This is a genomic window from Pseudonocardia sp., from assembly GCF_029263155.1.
Lineage (GTDB): Bacteria > Actinomycetota > Actinomycetes > Mycobacteriales > Pseudonocardiaceae > Pseudonocardia.
The window spans coordinates 1-20,545 of record NZ_JAJCYB010000070.1; the positions used below are offsets into that span (position 1 = coordinate 1).

Annotated in this window: 15 protein-coding genes; 9 read left to right on the forward strand and 6 right to left on the reverse strand. The window is 74.0% G+C overall.

Annotated features, from left to right (window positions below):
- The coding region (locus Q1K26_RS13510) for an HNH endonuclease signature motif containing protein (RefSeq protein WP_300011508.1) at positions 1-243 on the forward strand (243 nt) is incomplete at its 5' end.
- 10 nt (positions 244-253) lie between these two features.
- On the opposite strand, the gene Q1K26_RS13515 is transcribed toward Q1K26_RS13510, so the two are convergent.
- Both Q1K26_RS13515 and Q1K26_RS13520 read right to left on the reverse strand, forming a co-directional pair.
- Positions 254-787 carry a response regulator gene (locus tag Q1K26_RS13515; protein ID WP_300011511.1) on the reverse strand — a complete coding sequence of 178 codons (534 nt, stop codon included), beginning with the start codon at positions 785-787 and terminating at the stop codon, positions 254-256.
- Positions 784-4,671, reverse strand: a complete 3,888-nt coding sequence (locus Q1K26_RS13520) for a HAMP domain-containing protein (RefSeq protein WP_300011514.1) — start codon at positions 4,669-4,671, stop codon at positions 784-786. The genes Q1K26_RS13515 and Q1K26_RS13520 overlap by 4 nt, the downstream gene beginning before the upstream one ends.
- Before the next feature lie 131 nt (positions 4,672-4,802).
- Between Q1K26_RS13520 and Q1K26_RS13525 the strand changes: the two genes are divergently transcribed.
- Together Q1K26_RS13525 and Q1K26_RS13530 are read left to right on the forward strand one after the other, a co-directional pair.
- Positions 4,803-6,806: a SpoIIE family protein phosphatase gene (locus Q1K26_RS13525; protein WP_300011517.1), complete on the forward strand. Its 2,004-nt coding sequence runs from the start codon at positions 4,803-4,805 to the stop codon at positions 6,804-6,806.
- A gap of 67 nt (positions 6,807-6,873) precedes the next feature.
- The gene (locus tag Q1K26_RS13530; RefSeq protein ID WP_300011520.1) at positions 6,874-8,400 is read left to right on the forward strand and encodes a GDSL-type esterase/lipase family protein; all 1,527 of its coding nucleotides are present in this window, start codon (positions 6,874-6,876) and stop codon (positions 8,398-8,400) included.
- 1 nt (position 8,401) lies between these two features.
- On the opposite strand, the gene Q1K26_RS13535 is transcribed toward Q1K26_RS13530, so the two are convergent.
- Positions 8,402-10,150 (reverse strand): S8 family serine peptidase, encoded by a 1,749-nt coding sequence (locus Q1K26_RS13535; RefSeq protein ID WP_300011523.1) that lies wholly within the window; start codon positions 10,148-10,150, stop codon positions 8,402-8,404.
- Positions 10,147-11,292 carry a diacylglycerol kinase family protein gene (locus tag Q1K26_RS13540; protein ID WP_300011526.1) on the reverse strand — a complete coding sequence of 382 codons (1,146 nt, stop codon included), beginning with the start codon at positions 11,290-11,292 and terminating at the stop codon, positions 10,147-10,149. Before Q1K26_RS13540 ends, Q1K26_RS13535 begins: the two co-directional genes overlap by 4 nt.
- A gap of 69 nt (positions 11,293-11,361) precedes the next feature.
- On the opposite strand from Q1K26_RS13540, the gene Q1K26_RS13545 reads away from it, so the two are divergent.
- Positions 11,362-11,841, forward strand: coding sequence for a GNAT family N-acetyltransferase (locus tag Q1K26_RS13545; protein ID WP_300011530.1), 480 nt, complete (start codon positions 11,362-11,364; stop codon positions 11,839-11,841).
- Here the strand turns inward: Q1K26_RS13545 and ald are convergent.
- Positions 11,802-12,926 carry an alanine dehydrogenase gene (ald, locus tag Q1K26_RS13550; protein WP_300011533.1) on the reverse strand — a complete coding sequence of 375 codons (1,125 nt, stop codon included), beginning with the start codon at positions 12,924-12,926 and terminating at the stop codon, positions 11,802-11,804. The two genes, Q1K26_RS13545 and ald, sit on opposite strands and share 40 nt — an antisense overlap.
- A gap of 67 nt (positions 12,927-12,993) precedes the next feature.
- On the opposite strand from ald, the gene Q1K26_RS13555 reads away from it, so the two are divergent.
- From Q1K26_RS13555 to Q1K26_RS13570, 4 genes are all read left to right on the forward strand, one after another.
- Entirely contained in the window at positions 12,994-13,500 is a 507-nt protein-coding gene (locus Q1K26_RS13555) for an Lrp/AsnC family transcriptional regulator (RefSeq protein ID WP_300011536.1), read from the forward strand.
- Between the two features lie 102 nt (positions 13,501-13,602).
- A complete protein-coding gene (locus Q1K26_RS13560) occupies positions 13,603-14,769 on the forward strand; it encodes an IS701 family transposase (protein ID WP_300011539.1) in 1,167 nt (388 codons plus the stop codon).
- 984 nt (positions 14,770-15,753) lie between these two features.
- A complete protein-coding gene (locus tag Q1K26_RS13565; RefSeq protein WP_300011542.1) occupies positions 15,754-16,659 on the forward strand; it encodes an NAD(P)H-binding protein in 906 nt (301 codons plus the stop codon).
- The gene (locus Q1K26_RS13570) at positions 16,656-17,411 is read left to right on the forward strand and encodes a CPBP family intramembrane glutamic endopeptidase (RefSeq protein ID WP_300011545.1); all 756 of its coding nucleotides are present in this window, start codon (positions 16,656-16,658) and stop codon (positions 17,409-17,411) included. Before Q1K26_RS13565 ends, Q1K26_RS13570 begins: the two co-directional genes overlap by 4 nt.
- Here Q1K26_RS13570 and Q1K26_RS13575 read toward each other — a convergent pair.
- Positions 17,339-18,550 carry a cysteine desulfurase-like protein gene (locus Q1K26_RS13575; RefSeq protein WP_300011548.1) on the reverse strand — a complete coding sequence of 404 codons (1,212 nt, stop codon included), beginning with the start codon at positions 18,548-18,550 and terminating at the stop codon, positions 17,339-17,341. The two genes, Q1K26_RS13570 and Q1K26_RS13575, sit on opposite strands and share 73 nt — an antisense overlap.
- A gap of 288 nt (positions 18,551-18,838) precedes the next feature.
- Here Q1K26_RS13575 and Q1K26_RS13580 point away from each other — a divergent pair, with 288 nt between their 5' ends.
- Complete coding sequence (locus Q1K26_RS13580; RefSeq protein ID WP_300011551.1) at positions 18,839-20,524, forward strand: hypothetical protein; 1,686 nt, start codon at positions 18,839-18,841, stop codon at positions 20,522-20,524.
- Positions 20,525-20,545: the final 21 nt, after the last annotated feature.

Below are 20,545 nucleotides of genomic sequence, written 5' to 3' on the forward strand. Positions count from 1 at the left end.
GACGTCACCTGCCGCACCCCGGGGTGTCGCCGCGCCGCGGCGACCTGCGAACTCGACCACGTCACCCCATGGAACTGCGGCGGGGTCACCGACGAGGCCAACCTGTGCACCCTGTGCACAGCGCACCATCACATGAAGGAACATCCCGGCTGGCAGGTCGTCCTCCACCCCGACCGCCGCGTCGAGTGGATCACCCCCACCGGGCACCGGTACTGGACCCAGCCCCACGACTACCGGGAGTAGACCCGACCGGTCAGGGCTTCCGGCCCCGCACGTCGTCGAGCCGTGCGCGGGCACGCGCCAGAACCGCGGGATCATCCACGGCTCCGGCGAGCAGCTTCGCCGTGTCGTCGACGGCGCGGCGCAGCCGGGTCACCTCGGCGGCCCGGTCGGCCAGCTCGGTGTGCATCGACCACAGGTCCACGAACACCGCCACCTTCGACCGCAGCACCCACGGATCGAAGGGCTTGGTGATGTAGTCCACGGCCCCGGCCTGGTAGCCGCGGAAGGCCAGGTGGGGGTCGTAGTCCACGGCGGTGAGGAACAGGATCGGGATGTGCCGGGTGCGCTCGCGCTGCTTGACGTGGCCGGCCGTCTCGAAGCCGTCCATGCCGGGCATGTGGGCGTCGAGCAGGATCACCGCGTAGTCCCCGGTGAGCAGGCGCTTGAGCGCGTCCTCGCCGCTGGTCACCGCCTCGATCTCGATCGGCAGCCCCTCCAGGATCGCCTGCAGGGCCAGCAGGTTCTCGCGGCGGTCGTCGACGGCGAGCACCCGGGCGGTGCTCACGGCTCACCCCACACACCGTTGCGCGACGCCACCCAGGATCCCATCAGCACCAGCAGCTCGTCGAGGTCCACCGGCTTGGTGACGTAGTCGGTGGCCCCGGCCGCGAGGCTGGACTCCCGGTCGCCGGGCATCGCCTTCGCGGTGAGGAACACCACCGGCAGCGCGGCGCCCTGCGGGAGAGCCCGGATGCGGCGGGTGGTCTCGTTGCCGTCGATGTCGGGCATCATTGCGTCCATCAGCACGACGTCGACCTCCGGGTGCTGGGTCAGGATCGCGATGCCGTCGTGCCCGTTCTCGGCGTAGAGCACGCGCAGGCCGTGCAGTTCCAGCGCGCTGGTCAGGGCGAAGACGTTGCGCACGTCGTCGTCGACGATCAGCACGGTCACGCCGTCGAGCTCCGGGACCGGGCGCCCCGCCGAGCCGGACGCCGCGCGCAGTATCGGCGAGCTGCGCGCCGGCCGCACCACCGCGTCGACCGCAGGGGTCGGACCGCTGTGCGGAGCCGGGTCGGCCAGGCGCGGGGAGACGCGCGCGGTGGCGGTCACCGCAGGCAGTTCGTCGGGCAGGAACAGCGTGAACTCCGAGCCGGCGCCCACCTCGGAGTCGACGTCGATGCGCCCGCCGAGCATGCGCGCGAGCTCCTTGCTGATCGACAGGCCCAGGCCGGTGCCGCCGTACTTGCGGCTCGTGCTCCCGTCCGCCTGCTGGAACGGATCGAAGATCATCCCGAACTTGGAGTCCGGGATGCCGATACCGGTGTCCCGGACCGAGAAGGCGATCACCTGGTCCGCCGCGTCGAGCGCAGGTACGCCGTGGACGGTGCCCGGCGGGGCCGCCGACATGGTCAGGGTGACCCGGCCGGCGTCGGTGAACTTGCAGGCGTTCGACAGCAGGTTGCGCAGGATCTGCTGCAGCCGCTGCGCGTCGGTGGTGATCACGGCGGGCAGATCGTCGGTGGCGCGCACCTGCAGCTCCAGCCCCTTGTCCTCGGCCTGCGGGCGGAAGACCTGCTCGATGTGCTGGCGCATCTCGGCGAGATCGACCGACCCGGTGTCGACGTCCACGCGCCCGGCCTCGATCTTGGACAGGTCCAGGATGTCGTCGATCAGGCTGAGCAGGTCGGACCCGGCACCGTGGATGGTGCTGGCGAACTCGATCTGGCGCGGGGTGAGGTTGTCGTCGGAGTTGTCGGCGAGCACGCGCGAGAGCAGCAGCAGCGAGTTGAGCGGTGTCCGCAGCTCGTGGCTCATGTTGGCCATGAACTCCGACTTGTACTGGCTGGCCAGCGCGAGCTGCTGGGCCTTCTCCTCCACGCCGCGCCGGGCCGCGTCGATCTCCATGTTCTTGATCTCGACTTCTGCGTTCTGCGCGGAGAGCTGGGCCGCCTTCTCCTCCAGCTCGGCGTTGGTGCGCTGCAGCTCCGCCGACTGGTCCTGCAGCTCGGTGGCCAGTCCCTGGCTCTGCGCGAGCAGCTCCTCGGTGCGCCGGTTGGCCTGGATCGTGGCGAGCGCGACCCCGATCGTGCCGACCAGCCGTTCCAGGAACGTCAGGTGCAGCGCGGAGAACGGCGTCATCGACCCGAACTCGATCACCCCGAGCGACTCGCCCTCGAACGGCACCGGCAGCACCACCACGGCGCGCGGCGCTGTCGTGCCGACCCCGGAGCGGATCGGGAGGTAGTCGCGGGGCACGTCGGTCATCAGCACCGTCTCGCCGGTGGCCGCGGCCTGCCCGACCAGCCCCTCCCCCGATCGGACGGCGACCGGCGGGTCGGTGACGGCGAGCGCGTACCCGCCGGTGAGGACCCAGCGCGGTTCCGGCACGCCCCGGTGGTCCGCGGCGTCGACGTAGTGGGCGAGGAAGAACGCCCCGACCTGCGCGCCCACCAGCGGCGCGACCTCGTTCATGATCATTTGACAGACGGCGCGCAGGTCGCGCTGCCCCTGCAGCAACCCGCCGACCCGGGCGAGGTTGGAGTCGAGCCAGCGCTGGTCGTCGTTGGCGGTGGTGGTGTCACGCAACGTCACGATCATCGCGTTGATCGTGTCCTTCAGCTCGGCCACCTCACCGAAGGCGGCCACCCGGATCTGCTGGGTGAGATCACCGCTGGCCACCGCCGTGGACACCCCGGAGATCGCGCGGAGCTGCGTGGTGAGCGTCGAGGCGAGCTGGTTGACGTTCTCGGTGAGGTCGCGCCAGGTGCCGGACACGCCGCGCACCTGCGCCTGGCCTCCCAGCTTGCCCTCGGTGCCCACCTCGCGCGCCACGCGGGTGACCTCGTCGGCGAAGCTCTGCAACTGGTCGACCATGGTGTTCACCGTCGACTTCAGCTCCAGGATCTCCCCCCGGGCGTCCACGGTGATCTTCTGCGACAGATCCCCCCGCGCGACCGCCGTGGTCACCTGCGCGATGTTGCGCACCTGCCCGGTCAGGTTCGACGCCAGCTCGTTGACGTTCTCGGTGAGGTCCCGCCAGGTCCCGGCCACGCCCTTGACCTCGGCCTGGCCCCCGAGCCTGCCCTCGGTGCCCACCTCGCGCGCCACCCGGGTGACCTCGTCGGCGAAACTCTGCAACTGGTCGACCATCGTGTTCACCGTCGACTTCAGCTCCAGGATCTCCCCGCGCGCGTCCACGGTGATCTTCTGCGACAGATCCCCCCGCGCCACCGCCGTGGTCACCTGCGCGATGTTGCGCACCTGCCCGGTCAGGTTCGACGCCAGCTCGTTGACGTTCTCGGTGAGGTCGCGCCAGATGCCCGAGACGCCCGGCACCCTCGCCTGCCCGCCGAGCTTGCCCTCGATGCCGACCTCGCGCGCGACCCGGGTGACCTCGTCGGCGAAGCTCGACAGCTGGTCGACCATCGTGTTCACGGTCGAGGTGAGATCCAGGATCTCCCCCCGCGCATCCACGGTGATCTTCTGCGACAGATCGCCCCGCGCCACCGCCGTGGCCACCTGGGCGATGCCGCGGACCTGGTCGGTGAGGTTGGTCGCCATGAGGTTCACCGCGTCGGTGAGGTCCTTCCAGGTTCCCGCGACGCCCGCGACCTCGGCCTGCCCGCCGAGCTTGCCCTCCGTGCCCACCTCGCGGGCCATGCGCGTGACCTCGTCGGCGAACAGCGCCAGCGTGTCGGTCAGCGAGTTGATCGTCTCCGCCAGCTCCGCCACCTCGCCGCGGGCACTCACCGTGATCTTGCGGGACAGGTCGCCCTGCGCGATCGCGGTGGCCGCGGTGGAGATCGAGCGCACCTGGTTGGTCAGGTTGGACGCCATCGTGTTCACCGAGTCGGTGAGCGAACGCCAGGTGCCGGCGACGCCACGCACGTCGGCCTGCCCGCCGAGGCGACCGTCGGTGCCCACCTCGCGGGCCACGCGCGTGACCTCGTCGGCGAAGCTCGACAGCTGCCCCACCATGGTGTTCACGGTGCGCCCGATGCGCAGGAACTCGCCGCGCAGCGGCCGGCCCTCGATCTCCAGCGCCATGCTCTGGGTGAGATCACCCTCGGCCACGGCCTCGATGACGCGCGCGATCTCCGCCGTGGGCCGGGCCAGGTCGTCGATCAGGGCGTTGACGGCCCGGGCGCCGGTGGCCCAGCCGCCGTCGTAGGACTCCTCGTCGAGCCGGTCGGACATCCGGCCCTCGCGCCCGACGACGCGCCCGATGCGCAGCAGGTCGCGGTTGCGCCGCTCCTGGGTCCGCACCATCTCGTTGAACTGGTCGACGACCTCGCCCGCCACCCCCTCGCGCCGCGGCAGCCGCACGTCGAAGCGGCCACGTCGCACCTCGTGCAGCACGGCGGCGAGCTCGGCGAGGAACTCGGCGCCATCGGGCGCCGCCGCAGTCACCGCCCCGACCGCCGGTGTCTTGCGAACCTTGGCTGCCACCGGGCCGACCCTAGGGACTCCCCATCCGCCGCGCCAACACGGCCAGGGGCCAGACTGGACGGGTGCCCGTCCAGACCGAACGGCGGATCCGTCTTCCGCCCGATGCACGCTCGCCGGGACGTGCGCGCCGGATGCTGCTCGACGCGCTGGACGACCCGGCGCTCGGCGGCGGGGAATCCGACGAGCTCGTGGAGACCGCCGTCCTGCTGGCGAGCGAGCTGTGCGAGAACGCCGTCCTGCACGCGGGCACCGAGTTCGAGGTGGAGCTGCGGGTCTCCGACGAGGAGATCGTGGTGACCGTCAGTGACCGCGGCGCCGGACCGCTGGAGATCCACCTCGCGCAGCCGCGGCGCCGCTACGGCCGCGCGCCGTCGCACGGCCGCGGTCTCACGATGCTGGAACGGCTCGCGACGGCGTGGGGCACCCGGCACGAGTCCGACGGCACCCACCGCACCTGGTTCTGCCTGCAGCGCACGCCCGCCGCGACGCGCCCCCCGGCCGGGCCGCCCGCCGAGTCCACCGGCCCGCCGGTCCGGGGCGGCACCGACCGCACCCGCTGGCTGCTGCACGTGCCCACCGGACTGGTCGACCGGCTCGAACCCGCGGAGCTGATCTCCGAGCTGCTGCGCAGGCTGCGCGAGGTGCTCGACGCCCGGTCGGTGCGGGTGGAGGTCGACGAGGGTGACGGCACGGGGTTGCGGGAGGTCGCGCGGGCCGGTGCGACCCCGGCGACCGACGATCCCGGATGGGAGGTGCCGCTGCCGACGACGGCACCGCTGCGCGGCTCGCTGTGGGTCGTGGCCGACCCGCCGACGCAGGACCAGCCCGACGGCGGTGACGGGCGCGAGCTCGCCGAGCTGGTCGCCCACCGCGTCGGCATGGCCGTCGAGTCGTCCTGGCTGCGCGGTGTCGACCAGCGGCGGCGCGCGTGGATGACCTACCTCGCGGAGACCAGCGAGCTGCTCTCGCAGTCGCTCGACGTCGAGCTCGCCGTGGCGGTCGTCCCGCAGGTCGTGGTGCCCCGCCTGGGCCAGTGGTGCGCGGTGCACCTCGCCGACGCGCTGGGGCGGCTGCGGCTGGCGGCGCTGACCCACGCCGAGGAGGACGCGCTGCCCGAGCTGCGCGCCGTCCTCGACCCCGCGGCCACTCCCGGGCTGCAGGGCGAGCTGGGTGAGCGGCTGGCCGAGGTCGCCCGCGGCGGGGTCGGGGCCACCACCCGGTTCGCCGTGCCCACCGACGGCATCGCGGTCGCGCTGCGCGCCCGGGGGCGCACGCTGGGCACGCTCGTCGTCGGCCGACCACCGGGTCGCCCGCACACGCCCGAGGACATCGTCCTGATCGGCGACATCGCCCGCCGCGCGGGGCTGGCCATCCACAACGCGCAGAGCACCGCCGCGCACGTCGACGTCTCGCAGGCGCTGCAGCAGGCGCTGCTGCCCCGGGCCCTGCCGATCGCGCCGGGTGTCGACTTCGCGGCGCGGTACCTGCCCGCCACCGTGGGCAGCGACGTCGGCGGCGACTTCTACGACGTGCTCACGATCGACCCGGCCCACTGGCTGCTGGCGATCGGTGACGTCTGCGGCAAGGGCGCGCGGGCCGCCGCCCGCACCGGGCTGGTCCGCGACGTGCTGCGTGTGCTGGTCCGCGACGGGCGCACCCTGCCCCGCGCGGTGGAGCTGCTCAACGACGTGATGATGGACGCGGGTGACCCGCTGCAGTTCTGCACGCTCGCCGCTGCGCGACTCTCGCGCCCCGCGCCGGGCGAGGCGCCCGGCCTCGACATCGACCTGGTGCTCGCCGGGCACCTGCAGCCCGTGCTCGTGCACTCCGACGGCACGGCCGAGCTGATCGGGTCGTTCGGCACTGCGGTGGGCCTGGTGGCACGGGTGGAGCTGGCGAGCACGCGGCACCACATCGCCCCGGGCGACACCCTGCTCGCCTACACCGACGGCGTCACCGAGCGCAGGCGCGGTCGGGAGCAGTTCGGCCCCGACCGGTTGCTCGCCGCGGCGGGCGCGGCGGCCGGGCAGACGGCGGCGCAGGTGGTCGAGGCCGTCCGCGTGGCGGTGGAGCGCTTCTCCGACGATCCCCGCGACGACGACATCGCGCTGCTGGCCGTCCGTGCGCTGCCCTGAGAGCGGACCTGAGGGCGGACCCGGGGGCGGGATACGCCACAAGGCGGGTGCGCGAAGTCCTGGATCGATGCACCCTGGAGTCGTCCGCACGTCCCGGGAGGAAGTCCTGAAGCCCGAACGCCGCGCCCTGCGGGCCCGCTGGTGGCCCACCGCGCTGCTGGTGCTGTTCTGCCTCGGCGTCGGGATCCCCGTCACCGTGGCGCTGACCCCGAACCAGGACGTCGTCGCGTTCGGGCAGTACATCGCGGTCGGGGCCCGCCCGCCGGACCTGTCGGTGGCCGGGCCCGCGCAAATCGTGCAGGTCGGCAACACCACCCTCGACGTCGAGCGGCTGCGGGTCTACGGGCCGCTGCGCCCGCAGGTCACGCTCGGCCCGGTGCAGCGCAACGCGGGCGCGGCGGCCGTGTTCGACCCCGTGGCCGGGCCGCGGCTGGGCGAGCGGGCCGTCGCCGACGTCACCGCGGCGTTCCTGACCTGGTACCTCTGGGCCGGCGTGGGGCTGCTGGTGTTCACCGTCGCGGCGGCGGCCGCCGGTACCGGGCTGCGGACGCTGCTGGTGCTGCGGCGGGAGAGCCGCGACCCCGGTGGCCACGCCCCGCTCGCCGAGATCTGGGCCTTCTGCCGGCGCGGCGCCGGACGGATGACCGTGGTCGCCCTGGCGGTGTCGATGCTGGCCTGGGTGGGGGCGGGCGCGCTGGCCTACGCGGGCGCCGTCGGCGGGCTGCGCAATGTGGCGTCGCTGTCGCAGCTCGTGGGCGCGCGGCAGCTCAGCCCGGATCCGGTGGGCCCGCCCGTCGACGGGTTCGACGGCGCGGTGATCGGCGACTCCCGGGTGTCGCGGATCGGCGGCCCGCCGCTGCCCGACGGCAGCGCCGACGATGCGGCCTGCGGCCGCAGCACCGACTCACTGGCCTCCCAGATCGGCTCGCTGACCGACACCAGCGTGCTCAACCTCGCCTGCCCGTCGGCGACGATCACCAGCGGGCTGCGCGGTCCGCAGCAGGAGCAGGGCCGGGTGCTGCCCGCCCAGGTCGGGCTGCTCAAGCAGGTGCGCGACCTGGACTTCGTCGTGGTCGCCATCGGCCCCAACGACGTCGGCTGGACCGACTTCCTGCTCTACTGCTACGGCGTGCCGGACTGCGCGGACAACCTCACGCGCGGCGAGTTCGACTACCGCCTCGCCGCGTTCGACAACGTCTACTCCGACCTGCTCGCCGATCTCAACCAGCTGCCCGGCGCCCCGCGGGTCGTGGTCATGACCTCCTACCGCGCCTTCGAGCCCGACGCGGACTGCCCCGACACCCTCGGCCCGCCCGGCACCCCCGGGCTGGACGCCACCAAGATCGAGCTGCTCAACACGCGGATCGGCGAGCTCAACGACATCCTCGTCGCGGGCGCCGAGGCCTACGGCTTCGCGGTGGCCCGACCCGAGCTCGCGCTGCTCTGCGAGGAACCGCGCGGCGGCCTGGGCCCGGACCTGCAGGGCCTGACGGACCCGTTCCCGTACCACCCGACCGCGATCGGCTCCCTGCGGATGGCCGCGGCGGTCACGCCACTGCTGACCACCGCGCGCGACCCGGTCCCGGTCCGCTGACCTACCTCCCGGGCGCCGTCACCGCGGCGAACGCGTCCACGACGCCCTCGCCGTAGTGCCCGTTGAACCCGGTGGTGCCCTCGCACGGGGCGTCGAACTCGGCCGGGCGGCCCTCGCGGGCGTAGCTCAGCACCGGCGCCGGGCAGGCCCGGTCCGCCGCGGTGCGCAGCAGGATCCGCTCGACGGCGTCGGGTGCCATCCCGAACCCGTCGCGCGACGGGCGCCCGAACTCGCTGACGATCAGCGCCGCCACGCCGGTCACGTGCGGCGAGGCCATCGACGTGCCCTGCAGGTAGGCGTAGTAGCCACAGGTGCCCGCGTCGTCGCAGGCCCGCTGCACGCCGTTGGCGACGCCCTGCTCGGTGACCGTGCCGTCCGGCGCCACGTCCCCGTCGGCCTCCAGGACCGACCGCGGGTAGGTCGAGAGGATCAGGTTCTCGAGGGTGGAGAACCCGGGGGTGCCGAACCCGTCGCGGAACCAGCCACCCGGCGCCGCGAGCGAGATCTGCTCGGTGCCGTAGTTGGAGTAGTCGGCCTTGATCCCCGACGGGCCCAGCGCCGAGACGCCGATCACGTGCGGGCCCTCGACCGGCAGGTCGACGCAGGTCCGGTTGTCGATCACCCGCGGGTACTCCTGCCCGAACGGGTAGTCGGGGCTGGAGACGTCGGTGCGCGGGCGGCCGAGGTCCTCGTGGTTGTTGCCCAGCGAACCGACCAGCGTCACGCCCTTGCGGTGGGCGTAGCGCAGCGCACGGTTCACGGTCTCGATCACGGTGCGCTGCTCGATCTGCGCCTCCGGCGGGTCGGCCGGGTTGTCGATGCAGTTGTAGAGCCACGGGTCCACGTAGAACGACATGTTGATCACGTCGAGGCCGATGTCGGCGCCGTAGGTCAGGGCGTCGACGACCGGCTGCAGGAACAGCAGTCCCGCGTCCTGACCGCCGCGGATGTTCACCAGCGTGACGCCCGGGGCCACGCCGGACACGCCGAACCCGTCGGCGGCGGCCGCGACGGTGCCGGCCACGTGGGTGCCGTGGCCGCTGTCGTCGCGGTCGACCGGGTCGAGGCAGCCCTTCACCTCGCACGGGCCGTCCACGACCGCGCCGTTCGGGTCGTTCGGGATGTCGACCGCGAAGTTGCGCGAGAGCTCGGCGTCGAAGTTGCCGGCGAGGTCGGGGTGGCTGCCGTCGATGCCGCTGTCCAGGATCCCGACGAGCACGCGGTCGTCCCCGGCCTGGACCCCGCGCGCCGCACCGGCGCGGACGAGCGCCAGGCCCCAGAGTCGCTCGTCGAGCGGGTCGAGCCCGGCCGCGGCCCCGCCGCCGCCCGCTCCCCCGCCCGGTGCCGCCCCACCCTGCGCTCCCCGGCGGTGCTCCTGCTCCACGTGGTCGCGTTCGGCTCCCCGGCCACCGGTGTCGGGCCCGGCGCCGGGCGTCCGCCCGACCGGGCGGGCGTGACTGGCGCCCAGCACCGCGCCGTCGGCCGTCACGGTCTCGACGAACCCGCCCGCCGGGGCGTCGACGACCAGGGTGCCGATGGCGGGGTTCTCCCGCAGCACGGTGCCGCCCGCCGACTCGACCGCGGCGCGGGCCGCCGCCGGGTCGGCGCCGTCCTCGACGAGCACCGTGTACTCGGCGAGCTCCGGGGCCGTGAGCTCCGGGGCGGCGAGCGCCGTCGGGGTCGCGACGGCGGTCACCGAGAGAGCCGCCGCGGCGGCGACCGTGAGCGCGAGTCCTCGTGGGCCCTTCACGCAACCTCCATGATCATGTGGTCTCCCCGTGGAGTGAACGCGGTCACCCTATGGTGGGCCCGGGCCGGTCCGACGCCGGGAGCCCCGGGCGGGGTCTCCTCGGCGGCCGGGCTGCGCTCCGGGACGCGCACGACCAGCGCGCCGGGGTCGACCCGGATCCGCATCTCGGTGGCGTCACCGATCGGGTCGCCGTCGATCTGCGAGGCCTGCGGGTCGCCCGCGACGATGACGACCTCCCTGGCCGTCCAGTGCTCGACCCGCGAGTGCCCGCGGCGCCTGCGGCTGATCACCCGGGCGGCCACCGCGATCCAGCCGGGGATGCCCTTGGGCGCGAGGTTGACCACGTCGAGCACCCCGTCGTCGACGAGCGCCTCGGGCATCAGCACCAGCCCGCCGAGCAGCGTGCCGCTGTTGCCGACGAGCACGGTGCGGCTGCGGCGACGCAGCGGCGGACCGCCGTCGAGGGTGATCGTCACGCGGGTGCGGCGACCGCGCATGGCCCGCAGTCCGGCGAAGACGTAGGCCAGCGGCCCGACCCGGGCCTTGAGCGCCTCGGGGGTGTTGCCCATGACGTCGGCGTCGAACCCGGTGCCGGCCATGACGAGGAACGCGTGCTCCTCGTCGCCGCCGTCGACGCGGACGCGGCCGATGTCGATGACGCGGTCGTCGCCGGACAGCGCCACCCGGGTCGCGGTCGGCAGGTCGAGCGGGCACTCCAGCGTCCGGGCGAGCAGGTTGCCGGTACCCGCGGGCAGCAGGCCCAGCGCCACACCGGTGCCGGCCAGTGCCTCGGCGACCGCGCGCACCGTGCCGTCGCCGCCGCAGGCCATGACCACGTCGACCTCCCGGCCGACCGCGTCGGCCGTCTGCCCCGGGCCGGGGTCCTCGACGGTGGTCTCCAGCCACAGGGGCTCCGCCCAACCCGCCTCCACGCACAGGGCCGTGACCACCTCGCGGGTGTCGGCGTCCACCTTGGTGGGGTTGACCACCACCGCGGCGACGGGCCGGTCCTCGGGCTCGGCGGCGAAGGGTTCGGTGGCGGGACGGGTCCGGGTGTTGCGCACGACGAAAGCTAGCAACACCCCGACCAGCACCACGGTCAGGATGGCGACGACGAGCCACGTCACGCCGGCAGGGGACACGCGCGAACTGTATGGGGCGGACCGCGGACCCGATCACGGGGACGCGGCGCGCCGGCCGAGGATGACCGGATGCACATCGAGGTCGACGACCTGTCCCGGGAGCCGGTCCGCGCGCTGCTCGCCGAGCACCTCGCCGACATGCGCGCGACCTCGCCGCCGGAGAGCGTGCACGCGCTGGACCTCACGGGGCTCACCGAACCCGCCGTCACCGTGTGGACGCTCTGGGAGGGGCCCGCGGTGCTGGGGTGCGCGGCCCTGAAGGAACTCGACGACGGCGGCGCGGGCGAGGTGAAGTCGATGCGGACCGCGGCCGCCGCACGCGGCCGGGGCGTGGGCACGCGGCTGCTGGAGCACCTGGTGGCGCAGGCCCGTCGCCGCGGATACGGGACGCTCTGGCTGGAGACCGGCACGCAGGAGTTCTTCGCCCCCGCGCGCCGGCTCTACACCCGGTACGGCTTCGTCCCCTGCCCGCCGTTCGCCGGATACCGCCTCGACCCGAACAGCGCCTACTACACCTGCGCGCTGACCAGCGACGACGGGTCGGTGTAGGGCAGCTCCAGGTCGTGGGCCACCTGCAGGCCGGTCAAGGCGCCCGCGTGGGTGGACAGTCCCCCGGCCAGCGCGGGGTCGGCGCGCATCGCGTCGGCCCAGCCCAGGTTCGCCAGGCGCAGCACGTAGGGCAGCGTCGCGTTGGTCAGCGCGTAGGTGGAGGTGTGCGGCACGGCGCCGGGCATGTTGGCGACGCAGTAGAAGACCGAGCCGTGCACGCGGTAGGTCGGGTCGGCGTGCGTGGTGGGGCGCGAGTCGGCGAAGCAGCCGCCCTGGTCGATGGCGATGTCGACGAGCACCGAGCCGGGCTTCATGCGGCGCACGAGGTCGTTGCCCACCAGCCGGGGCGCACGGGCTCCCGGCACCAGCACGGCGCCGATCACCAGGTCGGCGGCCAGACAGGCGTGCTCGATCTCGTGGGCGTTGGAGACGATCGTGCGCACGCGCCCGGCGTAGCGCTCGTCCAGCGTGCGCAGCTTCGCGACGTCCAGGTCGAGGACGGTGACCTCGGCGCCCATGCCGACGGCCATCGCCACGGCGTTCTGGCCGGACACCCCCGCCCCGATGACGACGACGTTCGCCGGGCGCACCCCGGGCACCCCGCCCATCAGGACACCCCGGCCGCCTGCGGCGCGCAGCAGCGCCCCGGCCCCGGCCTGCGGGGCCAGCCGGCCCGCGACCTCGCTCATCGGGGCCAGCAGCGGCAGCGCGCCGTCGGCCGTGCGGACGGTCTCGTAGGCGATGGCGGTGGTGCCCGAGCGCAGCAGCGCCTCGGTGCACTCCTTCGACGCGGCGAGGTGCAGGTAGGTGAACAGCACCTGCCCCTCCCGCAGCCGGTGGTACTCGGACTCGATCGGCTCCTTGACCTTGAGCAGCAGGTCGGCCGCGGACCACACCTCGTCGGCGGTGCCGAGGACGCGGGCGCCTGCGGCCTCGAAGTCGGCGTCGGCGATCGAGCTGCCGAGCCCGGCCCCGCGCTCGACGAGCACGTGGTGCCCGCTGCGGGTGAGCTCGTGCGCCCCGGCGGGGGTGAGGGCGACGCGGTACTCGTGGTTCTTGACCTCGCGGGGCACACCGATTCTCATGCACTCACCCTGAAGATCCTGCTCGTACACTGCAACAGAAGCGCAGAAGATTCGTCTGGAGGCACCCGTGCCACTACCCCCTGCGGGAAGTCGTCCCGCCCGGCCCCTGCGCCCGCAGGAAGTTCGGCTCGACGGCACCGACCGCGCGATCGTGGCGGCCCTCGCCGAGGACGCCCGCGTCTCCAACAAGGCACTCGCCGAGCGGGTCGGGATCGCACAGTCCACCTGCCTGGCCCGCGTGCGGGCCCTTCGCGAGAGCGGCGTCATCCGCGGCTACCACGCCGACATCGATCCGCGGGCGCTCGGCCACGACCTGCAGGCGATGATCGCCATCCGGCTCCAGCCCGGTGCCCGGCGGGCGATGGCGGAGTTCACCGCCGCCCTCGTCCGCTGCCCCGAGGTGCTGGAGGTGTACTTCGTGGCCGGCGCCAACGACTTCCTCGTGCACGTCGCCACGTCCAGCACCGACGAGCTGCGCCGGTTCGTGGGCGAGCACCTCAACCGCGATCCGGCCGTGGCCGGCACCGAGACCAACCTGATCTTCGAGCACACCCGGGCGGGCCGGCCGGCGTGAGCGCCGCCCCGGCGCACGGCTCCCGCGGCCACGATTAGTACTGCAACGGCAGTTCGGCGTGTCGTGAGAGGCTGAGGGTCGTCCGGCGGTGATGATCACCGCGTGGTGGATCTTGCTGGGTGGGTCGCGTCGTTGGATGCGGTGGTGGAGTTGATCGCGGGCCGGTTCGGTCGGGTCGAGCCGCGCCGCCGCGTCGGGGCGTACCTGCGTGGGCTGCTCGCCGGTCTGGAGCGCAAGAACGGCTGGACGTTGGCCGAGCACGCTGGCGCGGTGTCCCCGGACGGGATGCAGCGGCTGCTGCGTACCGCGGACTGGGATGTCGACGGGGTACGGGATGACCTGCGGGGATACGTGCTGGACGAGCTCGGGGACCCGTCGGGGGTGTGGATTGCCGATGACACCGGGTTCATCAAGAAGGGTGTGCGCTCGGCCGGGGTGCAGCGCCAGTACACCGGCACCAGCGGGAAGATCGACAACTGTCAGCTCGGGGTGTTCCTCGCCTACGGTTCCGCGCGCGGTCGGGCGCTGGTCGACCGCGAGCTGTACCTGCCGACGTCGTGGACCGAGGACGCCGACCGGTGCGCGAAGGCCGGGGTGCCGGCCGAAGTCGGGTTCGCGACCAAGCCGCAGCTGGCCCTGGACATGTTGGCCCGCGCGCACGATGCCGGGGTTCTGCACGGCTGGGTCACCGCGGACGAGGCGTTCGGGCAGAACCGGGCCTTCCGCGCCTGGCTGGCCGCCCGCGCGGTGCCGTTCGTGCTGGCCACCCGCAGCGACGACACGCTGACCTGCCCCGACGGTCGCCGCCACACCGCCGCCGACCTCGCCGCGCTGGCCGGGGCCGGGGCGTGGGAGCGACGCTCGGCCGGTCCGGGCGCGCACGGCGAACGGCTCTACGACTGGACCGTCCTCACGCTGGCCGCCACCACGAAGACCGACGGGCTGCCGCCCGGGTGGGGCCACTGGCTGCTGGTCCGCCGCCAGATCGACCCGGAACCGGGCAAGGACCCTGAGCTGGCGTTCTACCGCTGCGCCGGCCCCGCCGCGACACCGATACCGGAGCTGATCCGGGTCGCCGCCGCCCGATGGGCGATCGAGGAGTGCTTCCAGACCGCGAAGAACGAAGCCGGGCTCGATCACTACCAGGTCCGCGGCTACCGAGCCTGGTACGCCCACATCACCCTCGCGATGCTCGCCGCCGCCTACCTCGCCGCCACCCGCGCCCAGGAGGCCGAAAAGGGGGACCTGCGGCCGGTCGCGACGGGCTGATCCCGTTGAGCAGCAACGAGATCCGCCGCCTGCTCGCCAAGCTCGTCCTCGTCCCCGTCGTCTGCATGAACAGCGCGATCAACTGGTCGAACTGGCGCCGACGCCGCCAACACGAAGCTCGCGTCTGCCATTACCGACGCCGCGGCCACCGCCCTCCGTGACCCGAACTGCCGTTGCAGTATTAGGGGGCTGAGCCTGTCCTCGAGGCAGGCACGGCAGGCACGGCAGGCGCGGCAGGGCAGGCACGGCGGGGCGGGCAGGGCGCGGCACGGCAGGCGGGTGCGGCAGGGCAGGGCAGGGCAGGGCAGGGCGGGCACGGCACGGCACGGCACGGCGGAGGCGGCGGAGGCGGCCGCCGACACAGAGGTAGCTACGGCCCGGCAAGATCACCGCGCCGGAACCGACAGCCGCATCGGCCACGCCTGCCGGTTCCCAGACAGCGATCACCACGACCGAGGCCACACAAGATCATCGGAACGGAACCCGCAGCCGCCCTACGCACCCCCGCCGGTACCGAAACGCCGATCATCGAAGCCGCTCGCAGGCACCGGCAACACCGCACGGCTGTCGCCGGAGCCGCGCCGGGACGGGACGGGTCGGGACCGGACCGGCGGGGACCGGGACCGGGACCGGGACGAGGACCGGGACCGGGACCGGGACCGGGACGAGGACCGGGACGAGGACCGGGACGAGGACAGGGACGAGGACAGGGACGAGGCATGTCGGGGCGGACAACACTTGGTCCCGGATCGCCGGTTGCGGGCGGTTCTCCGCGCACGATCACCGATCGGGAACACACAGCCGTACCGGGCACGCCCGGCGGTTCCGACATGGCGATCATCGAGCCCGCCCACCGCGCAGCAGCAACCAGCCCCGGCACCGCGCCGGCGGCTCACCACCCGACCCGTGTCCCGGTTCCCTGCACCGATGGTGCGGGTTCGCGTCCGGGTCGCGGTCGCCGGCGGATCAGGGAAGGGTGGCGGCATGCGAGTACTGCTGACCGGTGCGTCCGGTTTCGTCGGCGGGCGGCTGGGACCCGCACTGGAGGAGGCGGGGCACGAGGTGCGGGCGATGACCCGCCACCCCGAGCGCTACACCGGGGCGGGCACACCCGTGCGGGGTGACGTGCGTGACGGCGGCTCGCTGGTGCGGGCCATGGAGGGCCACGAGGCGGCCTACTACCTCGTCCACTCCCTCGACGACCCGCGGTTCGCCGAGCGCGACGCCGAGGCCGCGCGCACGTTCGCGAAGGCGGCCGCCGAGGCCGGGGTCGGGCGCATCGTCTATCTCGGTGGGCTGGGCGACGACGCCGACGACCTCTCCGAGCACCTGCGCAGCCGCCGCGAGGTGGAGCGGCTGCTCGGCGAGACGGGCGTGCCGGTCACGGTGCTGCGGGCCGGGATCATCGTCGGGCACGGCGGGATCTCCTGGGAGATGACGCGCCAGCTCGTCGAGCACCTGCCGGCGATGGTCACCCCGCGGTGGGTGCACACCCGCACGCAGCCGATCGCGGTCGCCGACGTCGTGCGCTACCTGGTCGGAGTGCTGGACGTGCCGTCGACGTCGGGGCGCGCGTTCGACATCGGCGGGTCCGAGGTGCTCGAGTACGTCGAGATGATGCGCCGGGTGGCGGTGATCGAGGGGCGCACCATGCTCGTCGTGCCGGTTCCGCTGCTCTCCCCCGGTCTGTCGGCGCGCTGGCTGTCGCTGGTCACCGACGTCGACGTGCAGACGGGGCGGTCGCTGATCGACTCGATGGCCAACGAGGTGGTCGTGCGCGACGACGGCATCCGCGAGCTGGTGCCGTTCGAGCCGATGGACTACGACGCCGCGGTGCTGACCGCCCTGGGCGAACGCGCCAGGGCGAGGCGGGAGAAGATCCGCCGGTGACCGCACGCGACCGGATCATGCGGATCCTGCCGAGCTGGCTGTCCGAGAAGGTCCCCCGCGACCACCGGGAGTCCGACGAGAGGTTCCGCCGGCGCCGCCGCGTCGTCGCGATCACCTCGCTGGCGGGGGCCGGGATGCTCGGGGCCGGGCTGTCCACGAAGCCGGACTCCCCCGCCTTCTACGGCATGACGCTGGGCACCGCGGCCACCTGGGTGGTCGGCGGGCTCGCGTCGGGAAAGCTGCACCTGGGCTGGATGCGCCACGGCGACGGTGTGCGGCGCCCGCTGGTCACGCCGGTGCTCACCGGGGTCGGCGCGTTCGGTGTGTTCTACGGCGCCGCGCTGGTCGCCAAGCGGATCCCCGTGCTCGACCGCGCCATCTCCTCGGTGCTGCAGTACGCCGACCAGGGATCCGACGGCCTGGTCGTGCTCACCACGCTCGCGAACGGCGCGGCCGAGGAGGTGTTCTTCCGCGGCGCGCTGTACGCCGCCGTCGGCGAACGGCGCCCGGTCGTCACCTCGACCGGGGTGTACATGCTGGCCACGGTCGCCACCCGCAACCCGGCGCTGGTGCTCGCCTCGGGGGTGATGGGCGCCCTCTTCGGCCTGCAGCGGCGCTCGTCGGGCGGCATCCAGGCCCCGCTGCTCACCCACCTCACGTGGTCGACGCTGATGCTGCGCTACCTGCCACCGCTGTTCAGGAAGTCCGCGAGCCCGGTCAGCAGCCGGTCGACGTCGCCGGAGTCGGTGTAGGGCGCCGACCCGATCCGCAGCGAGCCGCCGTCCCCCAGCCCGAGCAGGCGCGAGGCCTCCAGCGCGTAGAACGAGCCGGCCGGGGCGTTGATCGAGCGCTCGGCCAGGAACCGGTAGGCCTCGCCGGGGTCACGACCGGCGAACCCGACCAGCAGCGTCGGCGTGCGGTGGGCCGCCCGCGAGTAGACCGTGACGCCGGGCAACGCGGCCAGACCCTCCTCGATCCGCCTGCGCAGCCCGTCCTCGTGGGCCTCCAGCGCCGCCAGCGACGTGCGCAGCCGCTCGCGGCGGGTGCCGTCGCTGCGCACGAGATCGGCCAGGAAGTCCACGGCCGCCGTGGTGCCGGCCAGCAGCTCGTAGGGCAGCGTGCCCAGCTCGAAGCGCTCGGGCACGGCGTCCGAGGACGGCAGCAGCTTCTGCGGGCGCATCGTCTCCAGCAGCGCGGGGGCGGCGGCGAGCACCCCGCAGTGCGGCCCGAGGAACTTGTAGGGCGAGCACACGTAGAAGTCGGCTCCCAGCGCGGTGACGTCGACCTCCGCGTGCGCGGTGTGGTGGACGCCGTCGACGTGCACGAGCGCGCCGACGGCGTGCGCGCGGTCGGCGATCTCGCGCACCGGAGGGCGCGTGCCGATGAGGTTCGACGCCGCGGTGACGGCCACCAGCCGGGTGCGCTCGGTCAGCACCGCCGACACCGCGTCGGCGGGGAGCTCACCCGTCGCCGGGTCGAAGTCGGCCCAGCGCACCGCGGCCCCGACCGCCTCGGCGGCCAGCACCCAGGGCCGGATGTTGGCGTCGTGGTCCAGGCGGGTGACGACGACCTCGTCGCCCGGGCCCCAGCCTGCGGCCAGTGTGCGGGCGGTGTCGAAGGTCAGCGCGGTCATGCTGCGCCCGAACACGATGCCGCCGCGGTCGGCCCCGAGCAGGTCGGCCATCGCCGCACGGGCACCGAGCACGATGTCGTCCGCGGCGCGCTCCGCCGCGGTGACCGCGCCGCGGTTGGCCAGCGGCGCGGTCATGGCAGCGGCCACCGCCTCGGCGACGGGGCCGGGCACCTGCGAGCCGCCCGGCCCGTCGAAGTGGGCGTACCCCGCCTTCAGCGAGGGGAAGTGTTCCCGGACGGCCGCGACGTCGTAGCTCACGGCCCACACCCTGCCACGAGGTCCGCTCGAGGCGGTGGCGCGCAGGGGTCGGGCCGCCCGCGTCCCCGGCGGGCTCGTGCACAGCGGGTCCGCCCACCGCGGCGGGGCGTGCGCCTGCGGGTCGGCCGGTGGGAGGGCGAACGCAGATCGTCGCGGGGCCGGTCCCGACACGACCGACCGTCGCTGCTGCCCGGCCGACCAGCGCAGGCCGGGCGTGCGACCTGGAGATCGGGAACCGGGCCGGTAGCCTCCGTCGCGTTGGCCGAACACCGTCGGAGGGCACGAGCAGTGCGCGAGAGCAGGGAGACCGACGAGGTACTGGTCTGCATGGCGCAGCGCCTGCAGGGCCAGCTCGAGCGGCAGCTCACGCTCGTCGAACGCCTGCAGGACCACGGTCGTGACGAGACGGTGGCCGACCTGGCCGAGCTGCGCACCTCCCTGCAACGCACCCTGCGGGGCAGCGAGAACCTGCTCGTGCTCGGCGGCGCCCAGCAGGGGCCCCGCGTCCGCGGGCCCCGCTCGGTCGCCGACGTGCTGGCCGACGCGCGCGCAGGCGTCGAGGACCCCGGCCGCGTCGGCCTGGGGCCCGCCCCGGGAGCCGCGTTCGCGCCGCGGGCCGTCGCCGGGCTGCTGGCGCTGGTCACCGAGCTGCTCACGTACGGGCTCACCGCATCCTCCGCGCTGGGCCGCGTGGAGGTCACCAGCCGGCGGGCCGAGGACGGCGGGGTCGTCGTCGAGGTGGCCTGCGACGGCTCCAGCCCCCTCGCCGGCGAGATCGACGAGCTCAACCAGCGGCTCGGTGACCGGCCGATCATCGACGACATCGTCGGAAACCGCGTCGGCCTGTTCGTCGCGGCCCGGCTCGCCCGCCGCTGCGGTGCCGCGTTGCGCGTGCAGCACCCGCGCGGCGGCGCGATCGCGACCACCGGGCTCACCGTCTCCGTGCACTGCCCGCCCGACCTGCTCGACGCGGCCGGGGTCTCCGCATCGGACACCGCGCGTCCCTGGACCCGGGACCCCGCGCCCACCGGCAACGCGCACGGCGGCGTCGGCCGAGGGCCCGAGCACGGCGGTGGCCCCGCCTACAGCGGCACCGGGCACGTCGACACCGGACACACCACCACGGGATACGGCAACTCCGGATACCCCAACTCCGGATACGGCAGCGGTGCCCGGTACGGCGGCAGCGGGCCGGTGGGCAACGGCCTGTCCGAGTACGCGGCCGGCGGCAACGGTCCCGGCGGCAACGGTCCCGGCGGCAAGGATCGCGGTGCCAACGGTCACGGCAGCAACGCTCTCGGTGGAAACGCTCCCGGCGGAAACGGCCAGGGGAACAACGGCCCTTCCCACGGCAACGGCAACGGCAACGGCCGGGTCGACCACCTCCCGCCCGACCGTCCCGAGCCGACACGCCGACCCGATCCGCTGCTCGATCCACTCCCCTCGCGCCCGGTCCCGCCCCGGGACACCGGGCCGGTCGCCACCCCGCCCGCCGCCCGGCCGTCCCTGTGGGACGACGAGCCGGTGCGACCCCCGCACGACGACCCACCCGCCGGCGCCGACGAGCTGTTCGGGCCGCTGACCAGCAGCCTGCGCGACCGCATGCGCGATGCCGGTCCCACCCCGATCTACGAGTCCGTCGCGTCGGCGTGGTTCGTCGACCCCGACACGGAACAGGCCGACGGCCGTCGCGACACTCCCGACGGGGCCCCGGCCGACTGGAGCACGCCGAGCGACGCCGAGTGGCGCGCGGCGTCCGAACGCGCGTCGCGGCCGGAACCGGTCCAGGCCTCCACCGCCGCGGGCCTGCCCCGGCGACGCCCCGGTACCCAGATGGTGGCGCCGCCGCGCCACGGCTCCGCCGCACCCCTGGGCGGATCCACGGACCGCGAGCCCGAGCGGGTCCGCGAGCGCCTGGCCGTCTACCAGCAGGGCCTCGAGCGCGGCCGCCACCGGGCCGACCCGGACCGGTAGCGCGACCGCCGGATAGCCTCC

Coding starts and splice junctions, on each gene's coding strand:
- Q1K26_RS13525 (WP_300011517.1), top strand. CDS start 4,803: ATGCTGCTCGACGCGCTGGACGACCCGGCGCTCGGCGGCGGGGAATCC.
- Q1K26_RS13530 (WP_300011520.1), top strand. CDS start 6,874: ATGCACCCTGGAGTCGTCCGCACGTCCCGGGAGGAAGTCCTGAAGCCC.
- Q1K26_RS13545 (WP_300011530.1), top strand. CDS start 11,362: ATGCACATCGAGGTCGACGACCTGTCCCGGGAGCCGGTCCGCGCGCTG.
- ald (WP_300011533.1), bottom strand. CDS start 12,926: ATGAGAATCGGTGTGCCCCGCGAGGTCAAGAACCACGAGTACCGCGTC.
- Q1K26_RS13565 (WP_300011542.1), top strand. CDS start 15,754: ATGCGAGTACTGCTGACCGGTGCGTCCGGTTTCGTCGGCGGGCGGCTG.